A 22,560-nucleotide genomic window follows, 5' to 3' on the forward strand; every position below is an offset into this window, starting at 1 on the left:
TCCTACTCCGCCGCGACCATGTTCACGGGATCGCGGACGCCGATATCGTCGATGTCGGCCCTGTGCGAATACTGGTCGATGCGCGCTTCGATCTCGTGACGGAAATGCGCGATCAGGCCCTGGATCGGCCAGGCCGCCGCATCGCCGAGCGCGCAGATGGTGTGGCCTTCGACCTGTTTCGTCACTTCAAGCAGCATGTCGATCTCGCGCTTGTGGGCGCGGCCTTCGGCCATGCGGGTGAGCACGCGCCACATCCACCCCGTGCCCTCGCGGCACGGCGTGCACTGTCCGCAGCTCTCATGCTTGTAGAAATAGGAGATGCGGGCGATCGCACGGATCAGGTCGGTCGACTTGTCCATCACGATGACGGCCGCGGTGCCGAGGCCCGAGCGCAGCTTGCTCAAGCCGTCGAAATCCATCGGCGTGTCGATGATCTGCTCGGCCGGCACCATGCGCACGGAGGAGCCGCCCGGGATCACCGCCTTGAGGTTGTCCCAGCCGCCGCGGATGCCACCGCAATGCTTGTCGATCAGTTCACGGAACGGGATGCCCATGGCCTCTTCGACGTTGCAGGGCCGCTCGACATGGCCGGAGATGCAGAAGAGTTTGGTGCCGACATTGTTCGGACGGCCGATGCCGGCGAACCACGCCGCGCCACGGCGCAGGATGTCCGGCGCAACCGCGATGGACTCGACGTTGTTGACGGTGGTCGGGCAGCCGAACAGGCCGACATTGGCCGGGAATGGCGGCTTCAGCCGCGGCTGGCCCTTCTTGCCTTCGAGGCTTTCGAGCAGCGCGGTCTCTTCGCCGCAGATATAGGCGCCGGCGCCGTGGGCGACGTAAAGGTCGAACGGCCAGCCGTTGACGTTGTCCTTGCCGATCAGCTTGGCCTCATAGGCCTGGTCGATCGCGGCCTGAAGGCGCTCGCGCTCGCGGATGAATTCACCGCGGACGTAGATGTAGCAGGCATGCGCGTTCATCGCGAAGCTCGCGATCAGGCAGCCCTCGACCAGGAGATGCGGATCGTGCCGCATGATCTCGCGGTCCTTGCAGGTGCCGGGCTCGGATTCGTCGGCATTGACGACGAGGTAGCTCGGCCGGCCGTCGGTCGATTCCTTCGGCATGAACGACCATTTCAGGCCGGTCGGGAAGCCTGCGCCGCCGCGGCCGCGCAGGCCCGACGCCTTCATCTCGTTGATGATCCAGTCGCGGCCCTTATCGATGATGGCCTTGGTGCCATCCCAGGCGCCGCGGCGCCGCGCACCCTCGAGCCCCCAATCGTGAAGGCCGTAGAGGTTCTTGAAGATGCGGTCCTTGTCCTCGAGCATATCAGTGCTTTCCGATCAACGATTGGACTGCCTGTAGGCAAGTCCGGCGGCGCAGACGGCAAAGGTCAGCGCCCAGAGCAGACTGGTTTCCAGCGACGCGTTCAGGCTGAAACGCTGCAGCAGGAAAATGAACGTGGCCGCCACCGCGGCGTGCATCGCGATGAAGCCCCACTTCTTCATGGCACCGCTCCCCTGCACTGAAGGTGACGAGAGATCACGCATCAGGTGATCTCCTTCAGCGTGGTCGGCCCCGTAATCGGCGCCGAGAACTGGCGGCCGTTCTGCGGGCCGGGCTTGGGCGGATTGCCCGATGCAAAACCGTCGAGCACCTTGCCAAAGCTCTCCTTGGTCAGGTCCTCATAGGTGTCCTTGCCGATCAGCACCATCGGCGCGTTCACGCAGGCGCCCAGGCACTCCACCTCCTCCCAGCTGAAATTGCCGTCCTTGGAGAGATGGAAGGGTTCGTGATGGATGCGGTGCTCGCAGACGTGGATCAGATCCTCGGCGCCGCGCAGGCGGCACGGCGTGGTGCCGCAGACCTGGACGTGGGCCTTCTTGCCGACGGGGGCGAGCTGGAACATCGTGTAGAAGGTCGCAACTTCCAGCACGCGGATATAGGGCATATCGAGCATGTCGGCGATGACGCGGATCGCAGCTTCCGACACCCAACCCTCGTTCTGCTCCTGCGCGCGCCAGAGGATGGCGATGACAGCGGAGGCCTGGCGTCCGGCCGGATATTTCGCGATCTGCTGCCGCGCGAATGCGAGGTTCTCCTCCGTGAACGCAAAGCTCGCGGGCTGGACTTCCTTCGGTGCTAATCGGCGAACGGACATCTCTTCAATCTCTCACTGCATGCGGCGCGCAGACTTGGCATTCAGATTCTTGGCATTCAGGGCATCGATCCTGTCCTGCCAGAATGCGCTTGCGGTGCCAAAAACGTTGTAGCCGACATGGGTCGAGACCTTGATGCGGTCGAGGATCGACAGCTCGGTCACGGTCTCCATCCGGTTGCTGCGCGGATCGAATACGATCAGCTTCAGCGGGGTCTGTTCGAGGATGTAGCGCGACACCGCATGGGAGCGGTCGCTGCCGTGCTCCTCGCACATGATGACGCTATCGGCCTGGAGCAGCCGCGCTCCGCCCTTGATCGCCTCGATCTCGACGCCCTCGACGTCGAGCTTGATCAGATACTTGCCGCTGGAGGCAACCTTGCCGTCGTCGATCAGGTTGTCGAGCGCGATGACAGGCACCTCCTCGCCGCCCACTGAGGGATCGCCGGCGATGCTGAAGGCTTCATGCTTGGTGCCGGACAAGCGCGCGGTGCCGCGCGATGCACCGATCGCGCATTTCATCGTCTCGAAGCGGCCCTCGTTGATGCGGGCATTGTTGGCGAGCTTCGGATAGTTCTGGCCCGACGGCTCGATCGCAATCGCCTTGTGCGAACCGAACGGCCTGCTCGACACCAGCACCGACCAGTAGCCGTAATTGGCGCCGCAATCGAGCAGCGTGTAGTCGACGTCGACGGAGTCGGAAAACAGCAGCTCGAGCTCGTCTTCGTAATTGTAGGAGCGGTTGAGCAGCTTGCTCCAATAGCCGTCGCCGTAGGGGAACTCGAACACGGCGTCGGGATTGAGCCTGATCGCGATGTTGCGCTTGGGCAGCGTCTTCGCCAGCAAATTGGCGCAGGCGATGTAGCCCATATGCGAGAAGTGCGAGGAGATCTTCGATCCCGTCACCAGCGCCAAGGCAGCCGTCCGCTCCCACAGGTTGGCCCCTTCAAGGGCCCCCGAGGCACGGTCAAACTGGATTGGCGCCTGCGCCATCACCGATCGACCTCTCCGAACACGATGTCGAGCGAGCCGAGGATCGCCGAGACGTCGGCGAGCAGATGGCCGCGGCAGACGTGGTCCATGGCCTGGAGATGGGCAAAGCCCGGCGCGCGGATCTTGCACTTGTAGGGCTTGTTGGTGCCGTCGGAGACGAGATAGACGCCGAACTCGCCCTTGGGCGCCTCGACCGCGGCGTAGACTTCGCCGGCCGGCACGTGGACGCCCTCGGTGTAGAGCTTGAAGTGGTGGATCAGCGCTTCCATCGAGCGCTTCATCTCGCCACGGCGCGGCGGCGCGACCTTGTTGTCGGCGACGACGACCGGGCCCTTGCCCTCGGGCGCGTTCAGCTTCTGGATGCACTGCTTCATGATGCGCACGGACTGGCGCATCTCTTCCATGCGGATCAGATAGCGGTCGTAGCAGTCGCCGTTCTTGCCGATCGGGATGTCGAAATCCATCTCGGCATAGCATTCATAGGGCTGCGACTTGCGCAGGTCCCAGGCCGCGCCCGAGCCGCGCACCATCACGCCCGAGAAACCCCACTGCCAGGCCTCCTTGAGCGACACGACGCCGATGTCGACGTTGCGCTGCTTGAAGATGCGGTTGGCGGTGAGCAGACGGTCGAGGTCGTCGACCACCTTCAGGAACGGGTCGCACCAAGCCTCGATGTCGTCGACCAGCTTCTGCGGCAGGTCCTGATGCACGCCGCCGACGCGGAAGAAGGCCGCATGCATACGGCTGCCCGAAGCGCGCTCGTAGAACACCATCAGCTTCTCGCGCTCTTCGAAACCCCACAGCGGCGGGGTCAGCGCGCCGACGTCCATCGCCTGCGTGGTGACGTTGAGCAGATGCGACAGGATGCGGCCGATCTCGCAATAGAGCACGCGGATGAGCTGGCCGCGGCGCGGCACCTCGATGCCGAGCAGCTTTTCGGCAGCTAAGCAGAAGGCATGCTCCTGGTTCATCGGCGCGACGTAGTCGAGCCGGTCGAAATAGGGAATCGCCTGGAGATAGGTCTTCTGCTCGATCAGCTTTTCGGTGCCGCGGTGAAGCAGGCCGATATGCGGATCGACGCGCTCGACGACTTCGCCGTCGAGCTCCAGCACCAGCCGCAACACGCCGTGCGCCGCCGGATGCTGCGGGCCGAAATTGATGGTGAAGTTACGGAGATTCTGCGGTTGCTCGTTCATGATCAGCTCTTCGGCCCCGCTTTTTCATCCCCCGGCAACGGATAGTCCGCTCCTTCCCATGGCGAGAGGAAATCGAACTTGCGGAACTCCTGGTTGAGCCTGACAGGCTCGTACACCACCCGCTTCTCCTGGTCGTCGTAGCGAACCTCGACGAAACCGGTCAGCGGGAAATCCTTGCGCAGCGGATGGCCCTCGAAACCGTAATCGGTGAGGATGCGGCGCATGTCGGGATGGCCGACGAAGAACACGCCGTAGAGGTCGTAGGCCTCGCGCTCGAACCAGTCGGCGCCAGGGAATTCGTCGATCAGCGACGGCACCTGCGTGGTCTCGTCGGCCTGGGCCTTGAGCCGGATCCGTGTGTTCAGCGTCGGGGACAGGAAGTGATAGATCACGTCGAAACGCTTCTCGCGATCCGGATAGTCCACCGCCGTGATGTCGGTGATGTTGACGAAGCGGCAGTTCGGATCGTCGCGCAGGTACTTGACCACCTCGACGATCTTGGCGGCCTCGACGTCCACCGTGAGCTGGTTGAAGGCCACCGAATGACCGGTAGCGGCGCCCGGAAGCGCGCTAACGATCGTCTGCCCCAGGGCGTCGAGCTTGGCGTCGTCCATGACGTAAAACCTTAGCGTTCGATGGTGCCGGTGCGGCGGATCTTCTTCTGCAGCAGCAGCACGCCGTAGAGCAGCGCTTCCGCCGTAGGCGGGCAGCCCGGCACATAGATGTCGATCGGCACGATGCGGTCGCAGCCGCGCACGACCGAGTAGGAATAGTGATAGTAGCCCCCGCCATTGGCGCAGGAGCCCATCGAGATGACGTAGCGCGGCTCGGGCATTTGGTCGTAGACCTTGCGCAGCGCCGGTGCCATCTTGTTGGTCAGGGTGCCCGCGACGATCATGACGTCGGACTGGCGCGGCGAGGCACGCGGCGCGAAGCCGAAGCGCTCGACGTCGTAACGCGGCATCGAGACCTGCATCATCTCGACCGCGCAGCAGGCGAGACCAAAGGTCATCCACATCAGCGAGCCGGTGCGCGCCCAGGTGATGAGATCATCGGTGGCCGCGACGAAGAAGCCCTTGTCGGACAGCTCGTGCTTGACCTCGAGGAAGAACGGATCATTGGCCCCGACCGGCTTGCCGGTTGACGGATCCAGGATGCCCTTGGGGGCCGGCGCGACGACCGGAGCCAAGGACTGAGTAGGAGGGTTCAATCCCATTCCAGTGCCCCTTTTTTCCATTCATAGGCGAACCCGACCGTCAGCACGGCGAGGAACACCACCATGGACCAGAAGCCGGTCGCGCCAAGCTTGCCGAACGCCACCGCCCACGGAAACAGGAACGCCACCTCGAGGTCGAAGATGATGAAGAGGATGGCGACCAGGTAGAAGCGGACGTCGAACTTCATGCGGGCGTCGTCGAAGGCGTTGAAACCGCACTCATATGCCGACAGTTTTTCCGGGTCCGGCTGCTGGAACGCCACGATGAAGGGCGCGATCAGCAGCACGAGGCCGATGAGGCCCGCGACCCCTATAAAGACAACGAGTGGAAGATAGTTCTCTAGAATGCCGCTCATCGACGAGCCCTTTTTCCCGCAGCCTCGGGACAGCCACGGATTCGTCCGATTTGGAATTATTCTGAGCCTTAGCGCAGTGCACCAATGGGCGCAAGACACGCTCTTTTCAGGCCCTTTGCCGCTCCCAGAACGGTGGAAATCCCGGAATCACCCCGCGCTGGTATGGAGCAGAACAGCTGCCCCAGCAAGGGCGATCCCGATCAGTCCGCGCGCGCTCGGCCGTGACGTCCTCGGTTGGGAAGGCGCACTTTATCTAGGCTGGGGCGCAGCAAAGTCCAGACTACAACCAGGACAGGCGCTCCGACCGTCACCCAGGCGACATATTGGCCGGCCTCGCCCCAAAGCAACGCGGCCAGCAAGCCGGTGATGGTGGCGGCCGCCAGCAGGATAGGTGCAGCAAAGACACGTATCCACAGCCGCGAGCGGTCGGGCGAGCCATGCATCACGACGGGACCGGAACTCGTCTGGCGAATGCGTCGGCGCGGGCGGAGGACCGCTTCCGCCGCCGCGCCAGCCAGAGATAGAGGCCGCTGCCGATCACGACGATCGTGAGCACGTCGAGCGCGGCCCAGATCACCTTGAGCGGCATGCCGCCGTAGTCGCCGAAATGCAGCGGCTGCGAGATCAAGAGCGCCTGCAGATAGAGCGGCAGCGCCCGGCCGTCGGCGACCTCCCCGCTTTCGCCGTCCAGCAGGACAGGCTTGAGCAGCCGCGCCGTCAGGGCCGTATCGCCCCGCATGAAGGCGGCGAAATGATGCGAGGACGTGAACGGCGTGCCCGGAAACGCGATGAAGGCGATCTCCATGCCGGGAGCCGCCCGCTTCGCGCGCGCGACGACATCATCGAGTGAGGCCAGATGCGCTGGCGGCGGCTTGCCGGCATAGGGTGCGACCATGCTGGCGAGCTCGGTCGCCTTCCACTGGTTCAGCATCAGCTCGGCCCAGGTGTTGACGACGCCGGTCAGCCCGACCACCAGCGCCCAGGCCACCGTCACCACGCCGATCAGGTTGTGCCAGTCGAGCCAGCGCACGCGACGGGAGGCGCGATCGCGGATGGTGGCAAAGCGCAGGCGGCGGGTGAACGGCCAATACAGCACCACGCCCGAGACGATGGCGACGGCGAACAAGAACCCCATCGCACCGAGGAACAGTTTTCCGGCCTGGCCGGCGAACATGTCGGTGTGCAGCTTGAGCACGATCAGCATCGGCCCGACCCCGACAGGCCCGAGCAGCTTGGCCGAGACGGCGTCGAACGCTCGTACCGTCGCATTGTCGGGAACGCCGTCAGGGGCGCTGTTGGTGAAGGCCATCACGAACCCGGGCTCGTCCTTGTCCCAGGAGATATATTGCATCACCCGGCCGGGATCGGCGGCGAGCGCGGCGTCGGCGACGGCTTGCGGCGTCGCGCGCGCCGCGCCCGCATGAGCTTCGGGCTGGGGGGCATAGCCCAGGAGCTCATCGATCTCGTGGTGGAACACCAGCGGCAGGCCGGTGAGGCAGAGCAGCAGCAGGAACACGGTCGAGATCAGGCTGGTCCAGGTGTGAACCACGGACCAGAGCCTGACCGTGCGCGCCTTCACGACAGCCTCTCCTCGCCTGCGCTTACCATTTGTAGGACACGCTGGCGGTCACGCGCCGGCGGTCGCCGTAGAAGCAGGACGTGGCCGACGCGCAGCTCGCGACGTACATCTTGTCGGTCACGTTGATCACGTTGAGCGCCGTCCGCCAGTTTTGCCATTCGTAGTGAACCGCGAGATCGCCGAGCACCACTGCGGGAACCTCGAGAGTGTTGGCCGCATCGGCCCAGGAGGAGCCGACGTAGCGCACGCCGCCGCCGAAACCAAATCCTGCCAGCGGTCCGTCCTTGAAGGTGTAGTCGGCCCAGCCCGAGACCAGAAGCTCAGGCGTGTTGGTCGGCGTCTTGCCGACCAGCGCCGGATCGAGATCCTTGCTGTTGAAGAGATGATAGGCCGTGAAGGAGCCGATCAGCTTCAGCTCCCTTGTGGCATTGGCCACCGCTTCGAGCTCGATGCCGCGCGAGGTCACCTCGCCGGTCTGGTTTTGCAACACGGGTACGCTACCCGGCAATGTCGTCGCGACATTCTGCCGGACCAGATCGAAAGCCGAGACCGTGAAATAGCCGTCGAAGCCTTTTGGCGCGACCTTCACGCCGATTTCGGCCTGCTTGCCGGTCTCCGGCAGAAACAGCTGGTTCTGGGCGTTGAGGCCGATGATCGGATTGTAGCTCGTCGAATAGGAGACGTAGGGCGCGATGCCATTGTCGAAATTGTAGATCAGCCCGGCGCGGCCGCTGAACCTGCTGTCGTCGCGGCTGGCGACCAGAGCGCCGGTGTCGCGCGCTTCCTGCGTCGTCTCGACCCAGTCATTGCGGCCACTCAGCACCAGCGTGAAGTTGCCGAGCTTCATCTGGTCCTGAAGATAAGTGCCGGCCTGCTTCTGCGTGATCACGAAGTTCCGGAACGGAGCGCTCGGTAATGGAACCTCGGCCGATCCATAGACGGGATTGAAGACGTTGATCGCGGGCACGCCGAACCCGAAGGCCTGATAGTCGTCGATCTGGTAGCCCCTCAGGTCGACCCCGAACAGCATCGTATGCCTGACCGGGCCGGTGTCGAAGCGGTACTCAAGCTGGTTGTCGAGATTGGCCTGATTGGCCGTGTTCTTCGCATACCAATTGTACCGATTGAGAGTGGCCGTGTTGATGTCGGCCCAACCGTTGCCGACATAGCCGCGGTAGGTGATGTCGACATGTGCAAAGCGGGCGTTCTGACGGAACGTCAGGTCGTCGGTGAGATTGCGCTCGAACTGGTAGCCGAGCATCTCCTGCTCGCGCGTGAACTTGTCGACGCTGGGATCGCCGACGAAGAAGCTGGTGGGGATCTTGCCGAACGATGCGCTGGTCACCGTGCCCAGGTAAGGCAGGAAGTTGATGCCGCGGGTGTCCTGCTTCGAGGCCGAGGCCAGCAGTGTCAAGGTCGTGTCGGCATCCGGCTTCCAGGTGACTGACGGTGCGATGAAGTAGTTGTTGTCGGGCGTGAAGTTGACCTGCGTGGGGCCGTTCTGGACCTGGCCAACCACGCGTGCGAACAGCTTGCCGTTTTCGGGGCTCGTCGCGACCGGTCCGCCAAAATCGAAGCCGACATAGGCATTGCCGAAATTGTTGACCCCGGTCTCGACGTAACGGATCGGCTCGACCGGCGGCATCTTGCTGATGACGTTGACGATGCCGCTCGGGCTCGATCCACCGTACAGCACCGCCGACGGACCGCGCAGCACCTCGACGCGCTCCATGTTGGGCGTCTGCAGCTTCCAGCTCGCATAGGACGTGTAGAACAGCTGCATGCCGTCGAGGAACAGTCCGATGTCCTCGGACTTGAAGCCGCGGATCAGCCACCAGTCGTTGCGGGTATCTGTGCCAAACGTTCCGGCGCGCACGCCGGCGGTGTAGCGCAGCACCTCGTCGAGCTTGTTCGGCTTCTGGTCGCGGATCTGCTCGGCACCGATCACCGACACCGACTGCGGCGTCTCCATGATCGGCGTGTCGGTCTTGGTGCCGGACGAGCTGCGGCCGGCGACGTAGCCGTTCACCGGACCGCGCGGCGTCTCGACGAAGCCGACATTGCGCTGCGGCTGCGGCTTGTTCCTGTTGGCGGTCTGCTCCGACGACCGCGGCGCACGACGCTGAGGGGTCGCAGCAGTGCGGCGGCGCGCTTCCGGCGCCGTGACCGTCACCGACGGAATGTTCTGCGCGCCACCCTGCGCGGACGATTGTGCGAGCGATGCCTGCGGCATCAAGACCCAAGCGGATGCGGTCGCCAACACGGCCGACCGCAGCATTCCAAGACTGTTCAACGCGCCACCCCAAGCTGCATGTTTTGATGCGTCATGCCGCCAGTCCCCGCGGCGACATGCGCTGCGGCGACGCTTATGTGAGGGCGCGCGAATTGCCTAATTGAAAACTTCTTAGAAGAATTCTTAGAAGCACTCCAACATTTCCAGAGATTGCCGAGACATCAGCGCGAATTCTTCTCGCTCTCGAGCATCTCGGCGGCGATCGCCGTGAGCTGATCGACCTGCCGCAGCAGCGTGTGGAACTCGGCTTCGCTCAAATGTTGCAGCAGGCGCCGATTGCGTTCCTGCGCGCCATCGACGATCGCATCATGCGCGGCGAGGCCCGTCGCAGTCAGCGAGATCAGCACCTCGCGGCTGTCCTTCGGGTTTGCCGTTTTCGCGATCAGCTTGCGCGACAACAGGTTTGCCAGCGCACGGCTGATCTGTCCCTTGTCCTGGCCGACGGCCTCGGCGAGCCGCGCCACGCTCATGGGCGGCCGCCGCCCAAGCGAGGCGACAAGACCGAACTCGACCGAGTTCAGTCCTGTGAGACGCTTGTAGCGCAGGATGGCGCCGCGCTTGAGCAGGTTGGCGAGCACCATCAGCCGCGACGACAGCATCGCGGTGACCGGCGCCGCCGGCGCGCTCTCGTCCGTTTCGGACGACGTCGACCCGCCTCTGCTCTCCGTCTCGCTCATGATATTCCACCTCTGCCAAGAAAGCCGGGGCGTGCCAAGCCCGGGTCACGGCGACCTCCCCGACTTGATCCGTCCAAGAGGCATTCGGATGCGCCCACTGACAGTCGACGTGTTCAACGACGCGCTCAAGGGCAGCTATGGCGCGGACGTTGTGCGCTACTCCTGCTCTCGGCCGCGCTCACCACCACGGCGTCCCGCTGATATCGGCCGGGCCGCCGCTTGAGATCGGCCCTCCCCGGCCCGCCCGCAGAAACCTGCCTGATGGCGAGATGAAACCATTTTGCGGAACCGGCGAAACCATCCGGAAACAGAGAGTGCCTAGAAGAAGAGCCCATAGACGGCGGCAAAGCCCGTCGGGAGGCTCAGATGAACCACTCAATTCACTCTGCTGATCGTGCGACCCACCTCAAGATCGTGGTGGTGGCGCTGGTGGCCGGCATTGCGGTGGCCGGCTTCGGGATCGCGGCCCGCACCCATGCCGATTACGCCCAGACCGCCCAGTCCACCCACGTGATGAAGGCCGGCAAGCCAGTGGTGGTGACCAGCGCGGGCACGTCGGAGATTCGCTGAGACGAAAGGTCCGATTTGATGCCAAACGGCCGCCCTCGGGCGGCCTTTTTGATGTCCAGCGACAGGTAAAGACAAGCCGCCAAACCATTGATTTTATGAGATCGAGGGGTGTATTCCGCCATGAAATGGCGCGAGAGACGGGGCTCGAACCCGCGACCTCCGGCGTGACAGGCCGGCGCTCTAACCAACTGAGCTACTCCCGCGTGACACGCAAATGTCTGCGGAACGAGGGGGGACTTAAAGGCCGGACTTGGTGAAGTCAAGGACGTTGCGTCGTTAGCCGCAACGCCCGCATTGCATGCAGACAATACTTAAGGGGCCGCGCAGACGCGTAGTCAGTCCATTCCCGAATCGTCTACGCCTCGCGGAACCTCCGGAGTTCCCAGACCATCTTCCTAGAGGACTCCGGCCAGAATCGAGGAGGCAGACATGGCGAAGAAAGCAGCCGCTCCCGCCACCATCACACTCAAGCACCTCGCCGCTGACATCGCGGAGAGCCAGGACCTCTCGAAAAAGCGCGCCGAAGCCGTCCTGACCGACATGGTCGACCTGATCACCAAGCACCTGAAGAAGGGCGACCGCGTCCGGATCGTCGGTCTCGGCATCCTGCAGGTCCGCAAGCGCGCCGCCCGAACCGGCCGCAATCCCGCCACCGGCGAGCCGATCCACATCAAGGCCAGCTGGAAGGTCGCATTCCGCCCGGTCAAGGAACTGAAAGAGGCGATCTAGCAATTACGTTTCGTTAAGCCTGATCCGGCCTCGTTCCGGCCGCAACGCGGCCCGCTTTTCTGGTATATCGCCTTGCTCATCTGACCCGGCGGTTTGACCAGAAATGTCCTCCCTCACCTTTTCGCATACCGTGACCGAGCGCTTCCTGCGCTACGTCACCATCGACACCCAGTCCGATCCGGACTCCCCGGCCTCGCCCTCGACCGAGAAGCAGAAGGATCTCGGCCGCGTGCTCGCCGCCGAGCTGAAGGCCATGGGCGTTGAGGATGCGCATCTCGACGACTACGGCTATGTCTATGGAACGATCCCGGCCAATACACCTAAGAAGGTGCCGGTGATCTGCTTCTGCTCGCACATGGACACCTCGCCTGACGTCACCGGCAAGGACGTCAAGCCGCAGGTGGTGACGAACTATCGCGGCGGCGACATCGTGCTGCCTGGCGACACCAGCCAGGTGATCCGATTCGCCGAGCACCCTGCGCTGAAGAGCCAGATCGGCAACGACATCATCACGACCGACGGCACCACGCTGCTGGGGGCCGACAACAAGGCCGGCGTCGCCGAGATCATGGATGCCGCGCATTTCTTCATCAACAATCCCGATGTGAAGCACGGCACCATCAAGATCCTGTTCACGCCGGATGAAGAGATCGGCCGCGGCGTCGACAATGTCGATTTGAAGAAGCTCGGCGCCGATTTCGCTTACACCATGGACGGCGAGAGCGCCGGCTGCGTCGAGGACGAGACGTTCTCGGCCGATGGGGCCACCATCACCATCAACGGCGTCAGCGCCCATCCCGGCTATGCCAAGGGGAAGATGGAGCACGCGATCAAGATCGCAGCCGCCATCGTCGAGCGCCTGCCCAAGGAAGGTTGCTCGCCGGAGACGACCTCGGGCAAGCAGGGCTTTCTGCACCCGGTCGGCATCGAGGGCGCGCTGGAACAGGCGACGCTCTCCTTCATCGTCCGCGACTTCACCGAGGAAGGGCTGAAGGAGAAGGAGGTCCTGCTCGAGACCATCGTCAAGGACGTGATGAAGGATTATCCGCGCTCGACCTACACGTTCGAGGTGCGCGAGCAGTACCGCAACATGAAGCAGGTGATCGACCGTCACCCGCACGTGCTCGAATACGCCATCGAGGCAATCCGCCGCGCCGGCCTGCGCCCGATGCGCACCGCGATCCGCGGCGGCACCGACGGCTCGCGCCTGTCCTTCATGGGACTGCCCTGCCCCAACATCTTCGCCGGCGAGCACGCGTTTCATTCGCGGCTGGAATGGGTCAGCCGGCAGGACATGGAAAAGGCAGTGCAGACCATCGTGCATCTGGCGATGATCTGGGAAGAGCGGGCGTAAGGCCACCGCGACAGGACGCGGGGCCAGCACGGCCCCGCGAGACAGATACGATGTCCGAGGAGTCGCATGAGCTTCTATCAGGACAGGATCTTGCCTTGGCTGACGCAGCTCGCCATGCGCCAGGCCCAGCTCGTGCCTTATCGTACCCGGGTCGCATCCGCCGCAACGGGGCGCGTCCTTGAGCTCGGCATTGGTCCGGGGCTCAATCTCGGATTCTACGGGCCGAGCGTGACGCAAATCATCGGCATTGATCCATCACCCAAGCTGCTGGAGGTCGCGCGCAACGCCGGTCGGCAGCATGCGAGCCGGCTCGATCTGATCGAAGGCTCCGCGGAAGCCATTCCGCTGGAGAGTTCGAGCGTGGACACCGTCGTGACGACGTGGACGATGTGCAGCATCCCCAACGTCAATCGCGCGCTCTCGGAGGCTCGACGTATCCTGAAGCCGGGCGGACAGCTTCTGTTCGTCGAGCATGGCCGCGCGCCCGAGCCCAGCGTGCAATGGTGGCAGGATCGTTTGACCCCGCCCTGGAAGGTCATCGCGGGCGGCTGCCATCTCAACCGCGCCATCGCAGACCTGATCCGCACCAACGGCTTCGCCGTCCAAGATCTCAATGTCGGCTATATGCGGGGACCAAAGCCGATGACGTTCATGTATGAAGGTCGAGCCCTCCCGCGTTCGTAATGACCGCAGTTGCCGCGCCCGCGATGCCGAAGGCCGGCATCGTCGGCGGGAACAAACATTCGCGATGCCTTCCGTTTTTGCGGCGCGTCACATGTCCTATGTTAACGACGTCCATTACGCGATGCATCAAAGATGCGGTCGGGGCGGAAAACTCGGGAGAGCCGCGTGGACCGCAGAACCGCTTGCCTGAAGCAGGCAGACGCATTTCGGGAAAAGGCCATCGCCGATCCAGCGCACCATGACGAATGGATCGACGAGGCCATCAAGTGGCTGGAGCGGGCAATGGAGGCGAGCCGCCGAGTCGCGGTCACGATCGAAGCCAAAGAAGATTGGCTCCTTCAAGATGCGGCAGCTGAAGCGTTGTTGTCGCAACGCCCCGAGCGCAGTGCCTGATCGCACGCTCCTCCAAAAATTCAGAATTTGCTTAACGCGAATTATATTACCCCACGCGCAAGATGCCGCCGCGTCCGCCTCTGGCCAAATCGTGATGTCGGGCCGGTTTACAGGTTCCGTCGTGCCATGCGACAATGAGGCATGCACCTGAATAGGTTCGCCAAGGCTGTCGTGATGCTGCTCGTGGCGGTCGGGCTCCTGCTCGCACCGCTGGCGACGCCGGCATCTGCCATGGCGGTATCGGGTGCAGGAAGCAGCATGACGGCGATGTCGGACGACACGCAAGGCATGTCCGAAGACATGCCCTGCTGCCCGGATCAGACCAAGAGCAAGACCTGCGATTCCTGTCCGCTCGTCGCGGTGTGCATGCTGGGCCTGTCGCTCTCCACTCCTTCGGGAGCGAGCACTGTGATCGAGCGGCAGCCGCAGAAGAGCGCGCTCGCGCCGGGCAATGACCGCCTGCGCGACGGCCTCGCGGCAAAACCTCCCGACCATCCTCCTCGAACCCGGGCCTGATCGGCGCTGACGCGCCTGATGATCGTGCGCGCCGACATCGGCGTGCGCGCCATTGCCTGCCGCTTGGCTGCATGTCGGCTTGCCGCGAGCAGCTCCGGCGGCTCCATCAGACCCATCGAGGAACTATAAATTATGACGACCACCAAGCTCGCGCGCGCCGCCATCGCCGCGCTGATCGGCGCTGCGTTCACGGGGAGCGCGCACGCCGAAATCAAGAACTACGAATTCCAGCTGGCTCAACCGACCATCAAGACCGGGGCCGATCGCATCGTGACCGTGCGGCTGGTCGACAAGACCAGCGGCAAGGCGATACCCGATGCGGTGATCTTCGCCAGCCGGCTCGACATGGCGCCTGACGGCATGCAGGAGATGGTCACCAAGGTCACGCCGATGCCGGGCACCGAACCCGGGACCTATCGTTTCAAGGCCAATTTCAGCATGGCCGGACGCTGGCAACTCTCGCTCGGCGCCAAGGTGCAGGGTGAGACCGGCACGGTCGAAAACAAGCTCGTCGTCACGGCCGAGAAATGACCCGCCTCGCCATTGCAGGCACTGCCGCTGCGATTTTCGCGGCGGCAGGTGTCGCGCTGATTGGCGGCCGCGCCATGCAGCCTCAGTCGGATTCAAGCTCGCTGACTTTCGCCGCGCATGCGGCTGACGCGGGCGCACCGATCTATTTCCGGGATCCGGACGGCCGGCCGTTCTACTCCCTCACCCCGAAGAAGACCGCCGACGGCCGCGACTATCGCGCCGTGCGGGCGAGCGAGGACATCAGCTTCGAGGAAGCTGACGAAGCGCCCGCCGTCATGGCAACCGACGCCAAGGGCGATCGCAAGATCAAGTATTACCGCAACCCGATGGGCCTGCCGGACACCTCGCCCGTGCCGAAGAAGGACTCGATGGGGATGGATTACATCCCCGTCTACGAAGGCGAGGACAGCGACGATGGGTCGGTGAAACTGTCGCCCGGCAAGATCCAGCGCAGCGGCGTCAAATCCGAACCGGCCGAGCTGCGCCGGATCAGAACGCTGGTGCGCGCGCCTGGCACCATCCAGCTCGATGAACGCCGGGTCTCGGTGGTCGCGATGCGCACCGACAGTTTTGTGCAGAAGGTCGCCGACGTCACCACCGGCAGCCGCGTAACCAGGGGCCATCCGCTGATGGAGATCTACAGCCCCGCCGTCTCGTCGGCGGCCGCCGAATATCTCGCGACGATCACCTCGAAGACGACGGCGGGCATCGAGCCCTATGGCCGCGGCTCCCGGCAGCGCCTGATCAATCTCGACGTCCCCGAACCTGTCATCGCCGAAATGGAGAAGAACCACACCCTGCCAATCGCCATTCAGTGGTCGTCGCCGCGCGACGGCATCGTGCTCCAGCGCAACGCCATCGAGGGCATGCGCGCCCAGCCCGGCGACGTGTTGTTCCGCATCGCCGACATCTCGCAGGTCTGGGCGACGGTGGATGTGGCCGAGCGCGATCTCGGCAATGTCGCTGTCGGCCAGCCCGTGACGGTGCGGGCCCGCAGCTATCCCGGCCGCGACTTCAAGGGCCTGATCAGCGTGATCTATCCGCAGGTGAACAAGGAAACGCGCACGGCGCGGGTGCGAATTGAGCTGGCGAATGCCGACCTCGCTTTGCTTCCCGACATGTATGTCGACGTCGAGATCGACACTGGCACGCCGGCGGCGGTGCTCAGCGTCGCCGAGAGCGCGCTGCTGGACACCGGCAGCCGGCAGGCCGTGCTGGTCGACAAGGGCCAGGGGCGTTTCGAGCCGCGCGAGGTCAAGCCCGGACGGCGCGGCGACGGCTATGTCGAAATCCGCGACGGCCTTGCCGAGGGCGACGCCGTCGTCACCTCCGCCAACTTCCTGATCGACGCCGAGAGCAATCTGAAGGCCGCGCTGAAAGGTTTTGCCGAGACCGGCACGGTGCAAGGCGGCGACAAGGCGATGGGAGCCAAGCCATGATCGCGCGCCTCATCGCATGGTCAGCACGCAACCTGCTGCTGGTGCTGTTCGGCACCGGCTTTGCCGCCGCCGCGGGCCTCTACGCCCTCGTCCATCTACCGCTCGACGCCATTCCTGATCTCTCCGACACCCAGGTCATCGTCTACACCGAATATCAGGGACAGGCGCCGCAGGTGATCGAGGACCAGGTCACCTATCCCCTCACCACGGCGATGCTGACGGTGCCGAAATCGAAGGTGGTGCGCGGGTTCTCCTTCTTCGGCGTCTCCTTCGTCTACGTCATCTTCGAGGATGGCACCAACATCTACTGGGCGCGCTCGCGCGTGCTCGAATCCCTCAACGGCGCGGCATCAAGGCTGCCGGCCGGCGTGACGCCGACGATCGGCCCGGACGCCACCGGCGTCGGCTGGGTCTACCAATACGCCATCATGTCGAAGGAGCTGAATCTCGCGGAGACCAGGACGATCCAGGACTGGAACCTGAAATTCGCCCTGGCCAAGGCCGAAGGCGTTGCGGAGGTTGCCGGCGTCGGCGGCTTCGTCAAGCAGTACAATGTCATCCTCGACCCGCAGCGCATGCGCGACCTCGGCATCACCATGCAGAAGATGCGCGAGGCGATCCGCGCCAGCAATGCCGATGTCGGCGGCCGCACCGTCGAGCTGTCCGAGTTCGAATATGTCATCCGCGGCAAGGGCTATCTCAGGAGCATCGAGGATCTCGGCAACATCGTGCTGAAGACCAGCGACGGCACTCCGGTCAAGCTGCGCGACGTCGCCCGCATCGAGCTCGGTCCCGACGAGCGGCGCGGCATCGCCGAGCTCAATGGCGAGGGCGAGGTCGCGAGCGGCATCGTGCTCCAACGTTTTGGCGTGAACGCGCTCGACGTGATCGAGAACGTCAAGAAGCGCTTCAGGGAGATCGCGACAAGCCTGCCGAAATCGGTCGAGATCGTTCCGGTCTATGACCGCTCGAACCTGATCTACGCGGCGATCGATACGCTGAAGCATACGCTGGTCGAGGAGAGCATCGTCGTCGCCCTCGTCTGCATCGTGTTCCTGTTGCATGTCCGCAGCGCGCTGGTCGCGATCCTGATGCTTCCCGTGGGCGTTCTCATGGCCTTTGGCGCCATGAAGCTGCTCGGGATCGGCTCCAACATCATGAGTCTCGGCGGCATTGCGATCGCAATCGGCGCCATGATCGACGCCGCCATCGTCATGATCGAGAACGCCCACAAGCATCTCGAACGCGCCGATCCCGGCCGATCGCGGGTCAAGATCCTGATCGAGGCCGCCGCGGAAGTCGGCCCTGCCCTGTTCTTCAGCCTCCTCATCATCACCGTGTCGTTCATGCCGATCTTCACGCTGGAGTCTCAGGAAGGACGGCTGTTCAGCCCGCTCGCCTTCACCAAGACCTTTGCGATGGCGGCGGCAGCACTGCTGTCGGTGACATTGGTCCCGGCGCTGATGGTGATCTTCGTCCGCGGCAAGATCATTCCGGAGCACAAGAATCCGATCAACCGCTTCCTGATCTGGATCTACCGCCCGGTGATCTCTGGCGTGCTGCGCGCCAAGATCCCGGTGATCCTGCTCGCGCTCGGCGTGCTCGCCGCCTCGGTCTGGCCGGCCGGGCGGCTCGGCACCGAGTTCATGCCCAACCTCAACGAAGGCACCCTGCTCTACATGCCGACGACGCTGCCCGGCATTTCCGTGACCAAGGCCGCCGAGCTGATGCAGACCCAGGATCGCATCATCCGCTCCTTCCCGGAGGTTGCCTCGGTCTACGGCAAGGCCGGCCGTGCGGCGACTGCAACTGACCCTGCACCGTCGGAGATGTTCGAGACCATCGTCAATCTGAAGCCGACGACTGAGTGGCGCGCCGGCGTGACCGTCGACAGCCTGATCGCCGAGATGGACAAGGCATTGCAATTTCCTGGCGTCTCCAACGCCTGGACCATGCCGATCAAGGCTCGTATCGACATGCTCTCGACCGGCATCCGAACGCCCGTCGGCGTCAAGGTCATCGGCACCGATCTCGCCGGAATCGACAAGCTTGCAAAGCAGGTCGAGCAGGTGCTCAAGGCGGTCCCAGGCACCTCCTCGGCCTATGCCGAGCGCGGCCTCGGTGGTTACTACCTCGAGATCACGCCGAACCGCGAGGCACTGTCGCGCTATGGCATCATGGTACAGGACGTGCAGGACACGATCGCGACCGCACTCGGCGGCCAGACCGTGACGACGACTGTGGAGGGACGTCAGCGCTTCACCGTCAATATGCGCTACCCGCGCGACTTGCGCGACAATCCGAAGGCGATCAGCAGCGACATCCTGGTGCCTATGCCATCAGGCGGCGCCGTCCCTCTCGGTGAGGTCGCAAGCGTGACGCCGGCACGCGGGCCGACCTCGATCCGAACCGAAAACGGCCAGCTTGCCACCTACATCTATGTCGACATTCGCGACCGCGACCTCGGCGGCTACGTCGCCGATGCCCAGCACGCCGTGCAGGCAAGCATCGAATTCCCGCCCGGCTACTATCTGGTCTGGAGCGGGCAGTACGAATATCTCGAACGCGCCACCGCGCGGCTCAAGATCGTGGTGCCGGTGACGCTGCTGATCATCTTCCTCCTGCTCTATCTCAACTTCCGCTCGGTCACTGAGACCATGATCGTCATGCTCTCGCTGCCCTTCGCCCTGGTCGGCGGCCTCTGGCTGATGTGGTGGCTCGGCTTCAACCTGTCGGTCGCGGTCGCCGTCGGGTTCATCGCACTGGCGGGCGTGGCAGCCGAAACCGGCGTCGTGATGCTGATCTATCTCAACCACGCGCTCGCCGAGACCAAGGCGCGCTGCGTGCTCGTGGGCCGCCCGCTGACCCGCGAGGATCTCTATGCTGCCATCATGGAGGGCGCCGTCGAGCGCGTCCGCCCGAAGATGATGACGGTGGTCGCGATCATGGCCGGCCTGCTGCCGATCATGTGGAGCACCGGCACCGGCTCGGAGATCATGCAGCGCATCGCCGTGCCCATGATCGGAGGCATGATCTCCTCGACGTTGCTGACGCTGATCGTGATCCCCGCGATCTTCGGCATCGTGAAGGGCTTCCATTTGCCTTCTGCGGGCAAGCCACAACCTCCGGGAAAATCGAAAGCGATCGTTGCAAAGTCGCGAATCCAGGAGCCAGCCGAATGAGGTGAGCCATGATGCAGGACATGATGTCGGGAATGATGGGCGGCATGGAGCTGATCGCGGTTCTGGTCGTTGTCGTGCTCGCGCTGGGGGCGGCAGCGCTGGTCAAGTATCTCTTCTTCTCAAATCGGGGAGATTGAGCATGGATCGCCTTCTCTTCGTGGCATTTGCGGCCGTCCTCGTCTCCTCGCCGGCCGGCGCGCAGCAGGACAGCGTGGCTCGGGGCGAACGCAATTTTCGCGTCTGCGCGGCATGTCACTCGCTCGAGCCCGACCGCAACATGACGGGGCCAAGTCTTGCAAATCTCTGGGGGAGGAAGGCCGCCAGCTTGCCGAGTTTCGACCGCTACTCCGACGCGCTGAAAGCTTCGGGAATCATCTGGGACGACCGCTCGCTGGACGCCTGGTTGACCGATCCTGCGCGCATGGTGCCGCACAACGAGATGCCGTTCGAGGGGATCGATGACTCACGCGTTCGCGCGGATCTGTTGGCATTCCTTAAGGAGGCCACTAGGCCGGGGGCCGCGCCAGAGCGAACGGCCGAAAACCGCATGAATGGGGGCGGCATGATGGGAGCGATGATGGGTGGCGGCCGCGCCCCCAATCTGAAGAATCTGAATCCCGCGCAGCGCGTCACCGGCATGACCCACTGTCGGGACACCTACCGGGTGACAACGGCCGACGGCAAGACGCGCCCCTTCTGGGAGCGCAATCTGCGTCTGAAAACGGATTCCAGCGAAGACGGACCGCAGAGCGGCGCGCCCGCTATCGTGTCGGCCGGCATGATGGGTGACCGGGCGGACGTGATTTTCGCCGCCCCGAACGAAATCTCCAAAACGATAGAAGATCACTGCTGAGGTCTTGGCTGGTCTCGACCACGAATTACACACTACAGACTGTCTAACATTGGAAGGACATCCCCATGAAGTTCATCGCTGCGACAGTCATTTTCCTTGTCTCGGCATCCCTGTGGGCGCAGACGCCTTATGCAGGGATGCAGCTCCGCCAGATAAAAGCGCTCTCGGATCAGGAGATCGCAGACCTGCGCGCGGGGCTCGGTATGGGATTGGCGCTCGCTGCCGAGATCAACGGCTATCCGGGACCTTCCCACGTTCTTGAGCTTGGGGACCGATTGGGGTTGACCTCCGAGCAGCGGGGCAAGGTGCAGGAGATGTTTGCCGCCATGAAGTCCGAAGCGATCCCTCTCGGCACCCGGCTGATCAACAAGGAAGCCGAGTTAGACCAGCAATTCGCCAGCGGAAGCGTAACCCCCGAAAGCCTCAGAGCGGCAACGGCCGCAATCTCGGTCATTCAGGGCGAGCTCCGAGACGCGCATCTCAAGTACCATCTGCTCACGCGGGCCGTTCTCGAAAAGTCTCAATTGGATAAATACGCCGCGTTGCGCGGCTACACGGGTGGCGCATCGATGCACCGCCACCAACACGAGAAATAACGAACCCGAGGAGCCTATCAGACGTTGCTATCCGGCGGCACGACGTGCGGCATCGCGTTCTAGGCCGGAGCAACCTTCAGCTCCATTCGGGAGTGCCGTACCACGACAACCGCTCCCTGAAGCGCGAGGCCGGCCATGATTGCGGCCACGATGATATCGGGCCAGCCCGTGCCGGTCCCGAACACGCCGAGGGCGGCCAACAGCACGGCGATGTTTCCGAGCACGTCATTGCGGGTGCATATCCAGGCCGAGCGCATGTTGGAGTCGCCCTTGCGATGGGCCCACAACAGCCCGAAGGAGGCGACGTTCGCGGCAAGCGCCGCGAGACCAACCGCCCCCATGGTGAAAGCGCTCGGCAGCGTGCCATGGGCTGCGTGCCAGACGACCGTGCCGACGACCCAAAGGCCAAGGGCGCCCATCGTCAGCCCCTTCGCCAGGGCCGCGGTAGCGCGATAGCGCAGCGTCATGCCGACCACCAGAAGGCTGATGGCGTAGTTCGCGGCGTCTCCGAGAAAATCGAGCGCGTCAGCCTGGAGCGACGCCGATCCGGCAGCAAGGCCCGCGCCGATCTCGGCGAGGAACATGACGGCATTGACGGCGAGCACCGCCCATAGCACGCGACGATACGCTTTGTTGTCGCGATGACGATCGAGATTGAGCGGCGGCGGTGAGCAGCATGCATCAGCCATGCTCACAAGATAGAGCGGTTGCACGCGCCGGACAATCACGGTAGGGCCGGCCCCCGCGACATCAAGTTCCCACACGTAACATTGTTGCGGGTCGACACTGTTCCCGTCGCCGTGCTAGGCCAGCCTGACTGTCAGCAAGAGTGAATTCGTGGTCTTGAACCGCCGGCCCTTCAGACTCAGACACACGCGCAATTGGCGCGGGCTCATGGCTGTGTTTGTTGCGGTCATGTACCTGCTGTCGGGCGCGCTCCACGGCACTCATGACATCGATGTGACCAGCCCGTCCGGCGGCTCGGAAATCGCTTCGATCCTCGATGGCTCCACAGGCCACGGCGACCACAAGGCGATCGGCGGCCATCATTGTCATGGCTGCTTCTCGGTGACGATGGCGCAGCCGGCGCTATCCGCCACATCGGTCGCGCTCGTGTCTGCATCGCGCCCGCAACGCGCACCCCAGCTCGCCGGAATTATTCCCGATACCGACTCCCCGCCTCCCAAACCTATTGCCTGAATGGATTGGTCGGGCCCCCGCGCCCATTAGGTTCATCCTTCACAG

Annotated in this window: 25 protein-coding genes and 1 tRNA gene; 13 read left to right on the forward strand and 13 right to left on the reverse strand. The window is 63.8% G+C overall.

What is annotated here, in order from left to right; translation table 11 throughout:
* Positions 1 to 2: 2 nt before the first annotated feature.
* The 11 genes from nuoF to LRP30_RS22245 all read right to left on the reverse strand — a co-directional run bounded on the left by nuoF (position 3) and on the right by LRP30_RS22245 (position 10,468).
* Positions 3 to 1,328, reverse strand: a complete 1,326-nt coding sequence (gene nuoF, locus LRP30_RS22195; protein ID WP_249761678.1) for an NADH-quinone oxidoreductase subunit NuoF — start codon at positions 1,326 to 1,328, stop codon at positions 3 to 5.
* Between the two features lie 15 nt (positions 1,329 to 1,343).
* On the reverse strand, positions 1,344 to 1,550 hold the full coding sequence (locus tag LRP30_RS22200; RefSeq protein ID WP_128933445.1) for a hypothetical protein: 207 nt from the start codon (positions 1,548 to 1,550) through the stop codon (positions 1,344 to 1,346).
* Positions 1,550 to 2,161 carry an NADH-quinone oxidoreductase subunit NuoE gene (gene nuoE / locus LRP30_RS22205; RefSeq protein WP_091885987.1) on the reverse strand — a complete coding sequence of 204 codons (612 nt, stop codon included), beginning with the start codon at positions 2,159 to 2,161 and terminating at the stop codon, positions 1,550 to 1,552. The genes LRP30_RS22200 and nuoE overlap by 1 nt, the downstream gene beginning before the upstream one ends.
* A gap of 12 nt (positions 2,162 to 2,173) precedes the next feature.
* Positions 2,174 to 3,151 (reverse strand): FkbM family methyltransferase, encoded by a 978-nt coding sequence (locus LRP30_RS22210; protein ID WP_164935040.1) that lies wholly within the window; start codon positions 3,149 to 3,151, stop codon positions 2,174 to 2,176.
* Positions 3,151 to 4,347, reverse strand: a complete 1,197-nt coding sequence (locus LRP30_RS22215) for an NADH-quinone oxidoreductase subunit D (RefSeq protein WP_128946169.1) — start codon at positions 4,345 to 4,347, stop codon at positions 3,151 to 3,153. Before LRP30_RS22215 ends, LRP30_RS22210 begins: the two co-directional genes overlap by 1 nt.
* A 2-nt stretch (positions 4,348 to 4,349) precedes the next feature.
* Complete coding sequence (locus LRP30_RS22220) at positions 4,350 to 4,961, reverse strand: NADH-quinone oxidoreductase subunit C (RefSeq protein WP_091885996.1); 612 nt, start codon at positions 4,959 to 4,961, stop codon at positions 4,350 to 4,352.
* Positions 4,962 to 4,972: 11 nt separating this feature from the next.
* The gene (locus tag LRP30_RS22225; RefSeq protein WP_164935041.1) at positions 4,973 to 5,563 is read right to left on the reverse strand and encodes an NADH-quinone oxidoreductase subunit B; all 591 of its coding nucleotides are present in this window, start codon (positions 5,561 to 5,563) and stop codon (positions 4,973 to 4,975) included.
* The gene (locus LRP30_RS22230; protein ID WP_091886001.1) at positions 5,554 to 5,919 is read right to left on the reverse strand and encodes an NADH-quinone oxidoreductase subunit A; all 366 of its coding nucleotides are present in this window, start codon (positions 5,917 to 5,919) and stop codon (positions 5,554 to 5,556) included. The genes LRP30_RS22225 and LRP30_RS22230 overlap by 10 nt, the downstream gene beginning before the upstream one ends.
* A 442-nt stretch (positions 5,920 to 6,361) precedes the next feature.
* Positions 6,362 to 7,498 carry a PepSY-associated TM helix domain-containing protein gene (locus LRP30_RS22235; protein WP_249761679.1) on the reverse strand — a complete coding sequence of 379 codons (1,137 nt, stop codon included), beginning with the start codon at positions 7,496 to 7,498 and terminating at the stop codon, positions 6,362 to 6,364.
* 22 nt (positions 7,499 to 7,520) lie between these two features.
* The gene (locus LRP30_RS22240; protein WP_249756344.1) at positions 7,521 to 9,776 is read right to left on the reverse strand and encodes a TonB-dependent siderophore receptor; all 2,256 of its coding nucleotides are present in this window, start codon (positions 9,774 to 9,776) and stop codon (positions 7,521 to 7,523) included.
* 176 nt (positions 9,777 to 9,952) lie between these two features.
* Positions 9,953 to 10,468 (reverse strand): MarR family transcriptional regulator, encoded by a 516-nt coding sequence (locus LRP30_RS22245; RefSeq protein ID WP_128933439.1) that lies wholly within the window; start codon positions 10,466 to 10,468, stop codon positions 9,953 to 9,955.
* Between the two features lie 366 nt (positions 10,469 to 10,834).
* Between LRP30_RS22245 and LRP30_RS22250 the strand changes: the two genes are divergently transcribed.
* A complete protein-coding gene (locus LRP30_RS22250) occupies positions 10,835 to 11,038 on the forward strand; it encodes a hypothetical protein (RefSeq protein ID WP_128933438.1) in 204 nt (67 codons plus the stop codon).
* Between the two features lie 126 nt (positions 11,039 to 11,164).
* Here the strand turns inward: LRP30_RS22250 and LRP30_RS22255 are convergent.
* Positions 11,165 to 11,241 (reverse strand) — tRNA-Asp (locus LRP30_RS22255).
* A 226-nt stretch (positions 11,242 to 11,467) separates the two neighbouring features.
* Here LRP30_RS22255 and LRP30_RS22260 point away from each other — a divergent pair.
* The 11 genes from LRP30_RS22260 to LRP30_RS22305 all read left to right on the forward strand — a co-directional run bounded on the left by LRP30_RS22260 (position 11,468) and on the right by LRP30_RS22305 (position 21,315).
* Positions 11,468 to 11,767: an HU family DNA-binding protein gene (locus LRP30_RS22260; RefSeq protein ID WP_128933437.1), complete on the forward strand. Its 300-nt coding sequence runs from the start codon at positions 11,468 to 11,470 to the stop codon at positions 11,765 to 11,767.
* Positions 11,768 to 11,870: 103 nt separating this feature from the next.
* Positions 11,871 to 13,121: a peptidase T gene (gene pepT / locus LRP30_RS22265; RefSeq protein WP_128941779.1), complete on the forward strand. Its 1,251-nt coding sequence runs from the start codon at positions 11,871 to 11,873 to the stop codon at positions 13,119 to 13,121.
* A gap of 66 nt (positions 13,122 to 13,187) precedes the next feature.
* Positions 13,188 to 13,805, forward strand: a complete 618-nt coding sequence (locus LRP30_RS22270) for a class I SAM-dependent methyltransferase (RefSeq protein WP_091886025.1) — start codon at positions 13,188 to 13,190, stop codon at positions 13,803 to 13,805.
* Positions 13,806 to 13,970: 165 nt separating this feature from the next.
* Positions 13,971 to 14,198 carry a hypothetical protein gene (locus tag LRP30_RS22275; protein ID WP_128933435.1) on the forward strand — a complete coding sequence of 76 codons (228 nt, stop codon included), beginning with the start codon at positions 13,971 to 13,973 and terminating at the stop codon, positions 14,196 to 14,198.
* Positions 14,199 to 14,339: 141 nt separating this feature from the next.
* Positions 14,340 to 14,714 carry a hypothetical protein gene (locus LRP30_RS22280; protein ID WP_128933434.1) on the forward strand — a complete coding sequence of 125 codons (375 nt, stop codon included), beginning with the start codon at positions 14,340 to 14,342 and terminating at the stop codon, positions 14,712 to 14,714.
* A 132-nt stretch (positions 14,715 to 14,846) separates the two neighbouring features.
* Positions 14,847 to 15,245: a FixH family protein gene (locus LRP30_RS22285; protein ID WP_249756345.1), complete on the forward strand. Its 399-nt coding sequence runs from the start codon at positions 14,847 to 14,849 to the stop codon at positions 15,243 to 15,245.
* Entirely contained in the window at positions 15,242 to 16,684 is a 1,443-nt protein-coding gene (locus LRP30_RS22290) for an efflux RND transporter periplasmic adaptor subunit (RefSeq protein ID WP_249756346.1), read from the forward strand. Before LRP30_RS22285 ends, LRP30_RS22290 begins: the two co-directional genes overlap by 4 nt.
* Positions 16,681 to 19,866 carry an efflux RND transporter permease subunit gene (locus LRP30_RS22295; RefSeq protein WP_249756347.1) on the forward strand — a complete coding sequence of 1,062 codons (3,186 nt, stop codon included), beginning with the start codon at positions 16,681 to 16,683 and terminating at the stop codon, positions 19,864 to 19,866. Before LRP30_RS22290 ends, LRP30_RS22295 begins: the two co-directional genes overlap by 4 nt.
* A gap of 8 nt (positions 19,867 to 19,874) precedes the next feature.
* The gene (locus LRP30_RS44990; RefSeq protein ID WP_256477617.1) at positions 19,875 to 20,003 is read left to right on the forward strand and encodes a hypothetical protein; all 129 of its coding nucleotides are present in this window, start codon (positions 19,875 to 19,877) and stop codon (positions 20,001 to 20,003) included.
* Between the two features lie 2 nt (positions 20,004 to 20,005).
* Positions 20,006 to 20,719 (forward strand): c-type cytochrome, encoded by a 714-nt coding sequence (locus tag LRP30_RS22300; RefSeq protein ID WP_249756348.1) that lies wholly within the window; start codon positions 20,006 to 20,008, stop codon positions 20,717 to 20,719.
* A 65-nt stretch (positions 20,720 to 20,784) separates the two neighbouring features.
* Positions 20,785 to 21,315, forward strand: a complete 531-nt coding sequence (locus LRP30_RS22305) for a hypothetical protein (protein WP_249756349.1) — start codon at positions 20,785 to 20,787, stop codon at positions 21,313 to 21,315.
* Positions 21,316 to 21,374: 59 nt separating this feature from the next.
* On the opposite strand, the gene LRP30_RS22310 is transcribed toward LRP30_RS22305, so the two are convergent.
* Positions 21,375 to 22,004: a cation transporter gene (locus tag LRP30_RS22310; protein WP_249756350.1), complete on the reverse strand. Its 630-nt coding sequence runs from the start codon at positions 22,002 to 22,004 to the stop codon at positions 21,375 to 21,377.
* 205 nt (positions 22,005 to 22,209) lie between these two features.
* Here LRP30_RS22310 and LRP30_RS22315 point away from each other — a divergent pair, with 205 nt between their 5' ends.
* The gene (locus LRP30_RS22315; RefSeq protein ID WP_249756351.1) at positions 22,210 to 22,515 is read left to right on the forward strand and encodes a hypothetical protein; all 306 of its coding nucleotides are present in this window, start codon (positions 22,210 to 22,212) and stop codon (positions 22,513 to 22,515) included.
* Positions 22,516 to 22,560: the final 45 nt, after the last annotated feature.

This window comes from Bradyrhizobium sp. C-145 (assembly GCF_023375135.1).
GTDB classification, from domain to species: Bacteria; Pseudomonadota; Alphaproteobacteria; order Rhizobiales; family Xanthobacteraceae; genus Bradyrhizobium; species Bradyrhizobium zhanjiangense.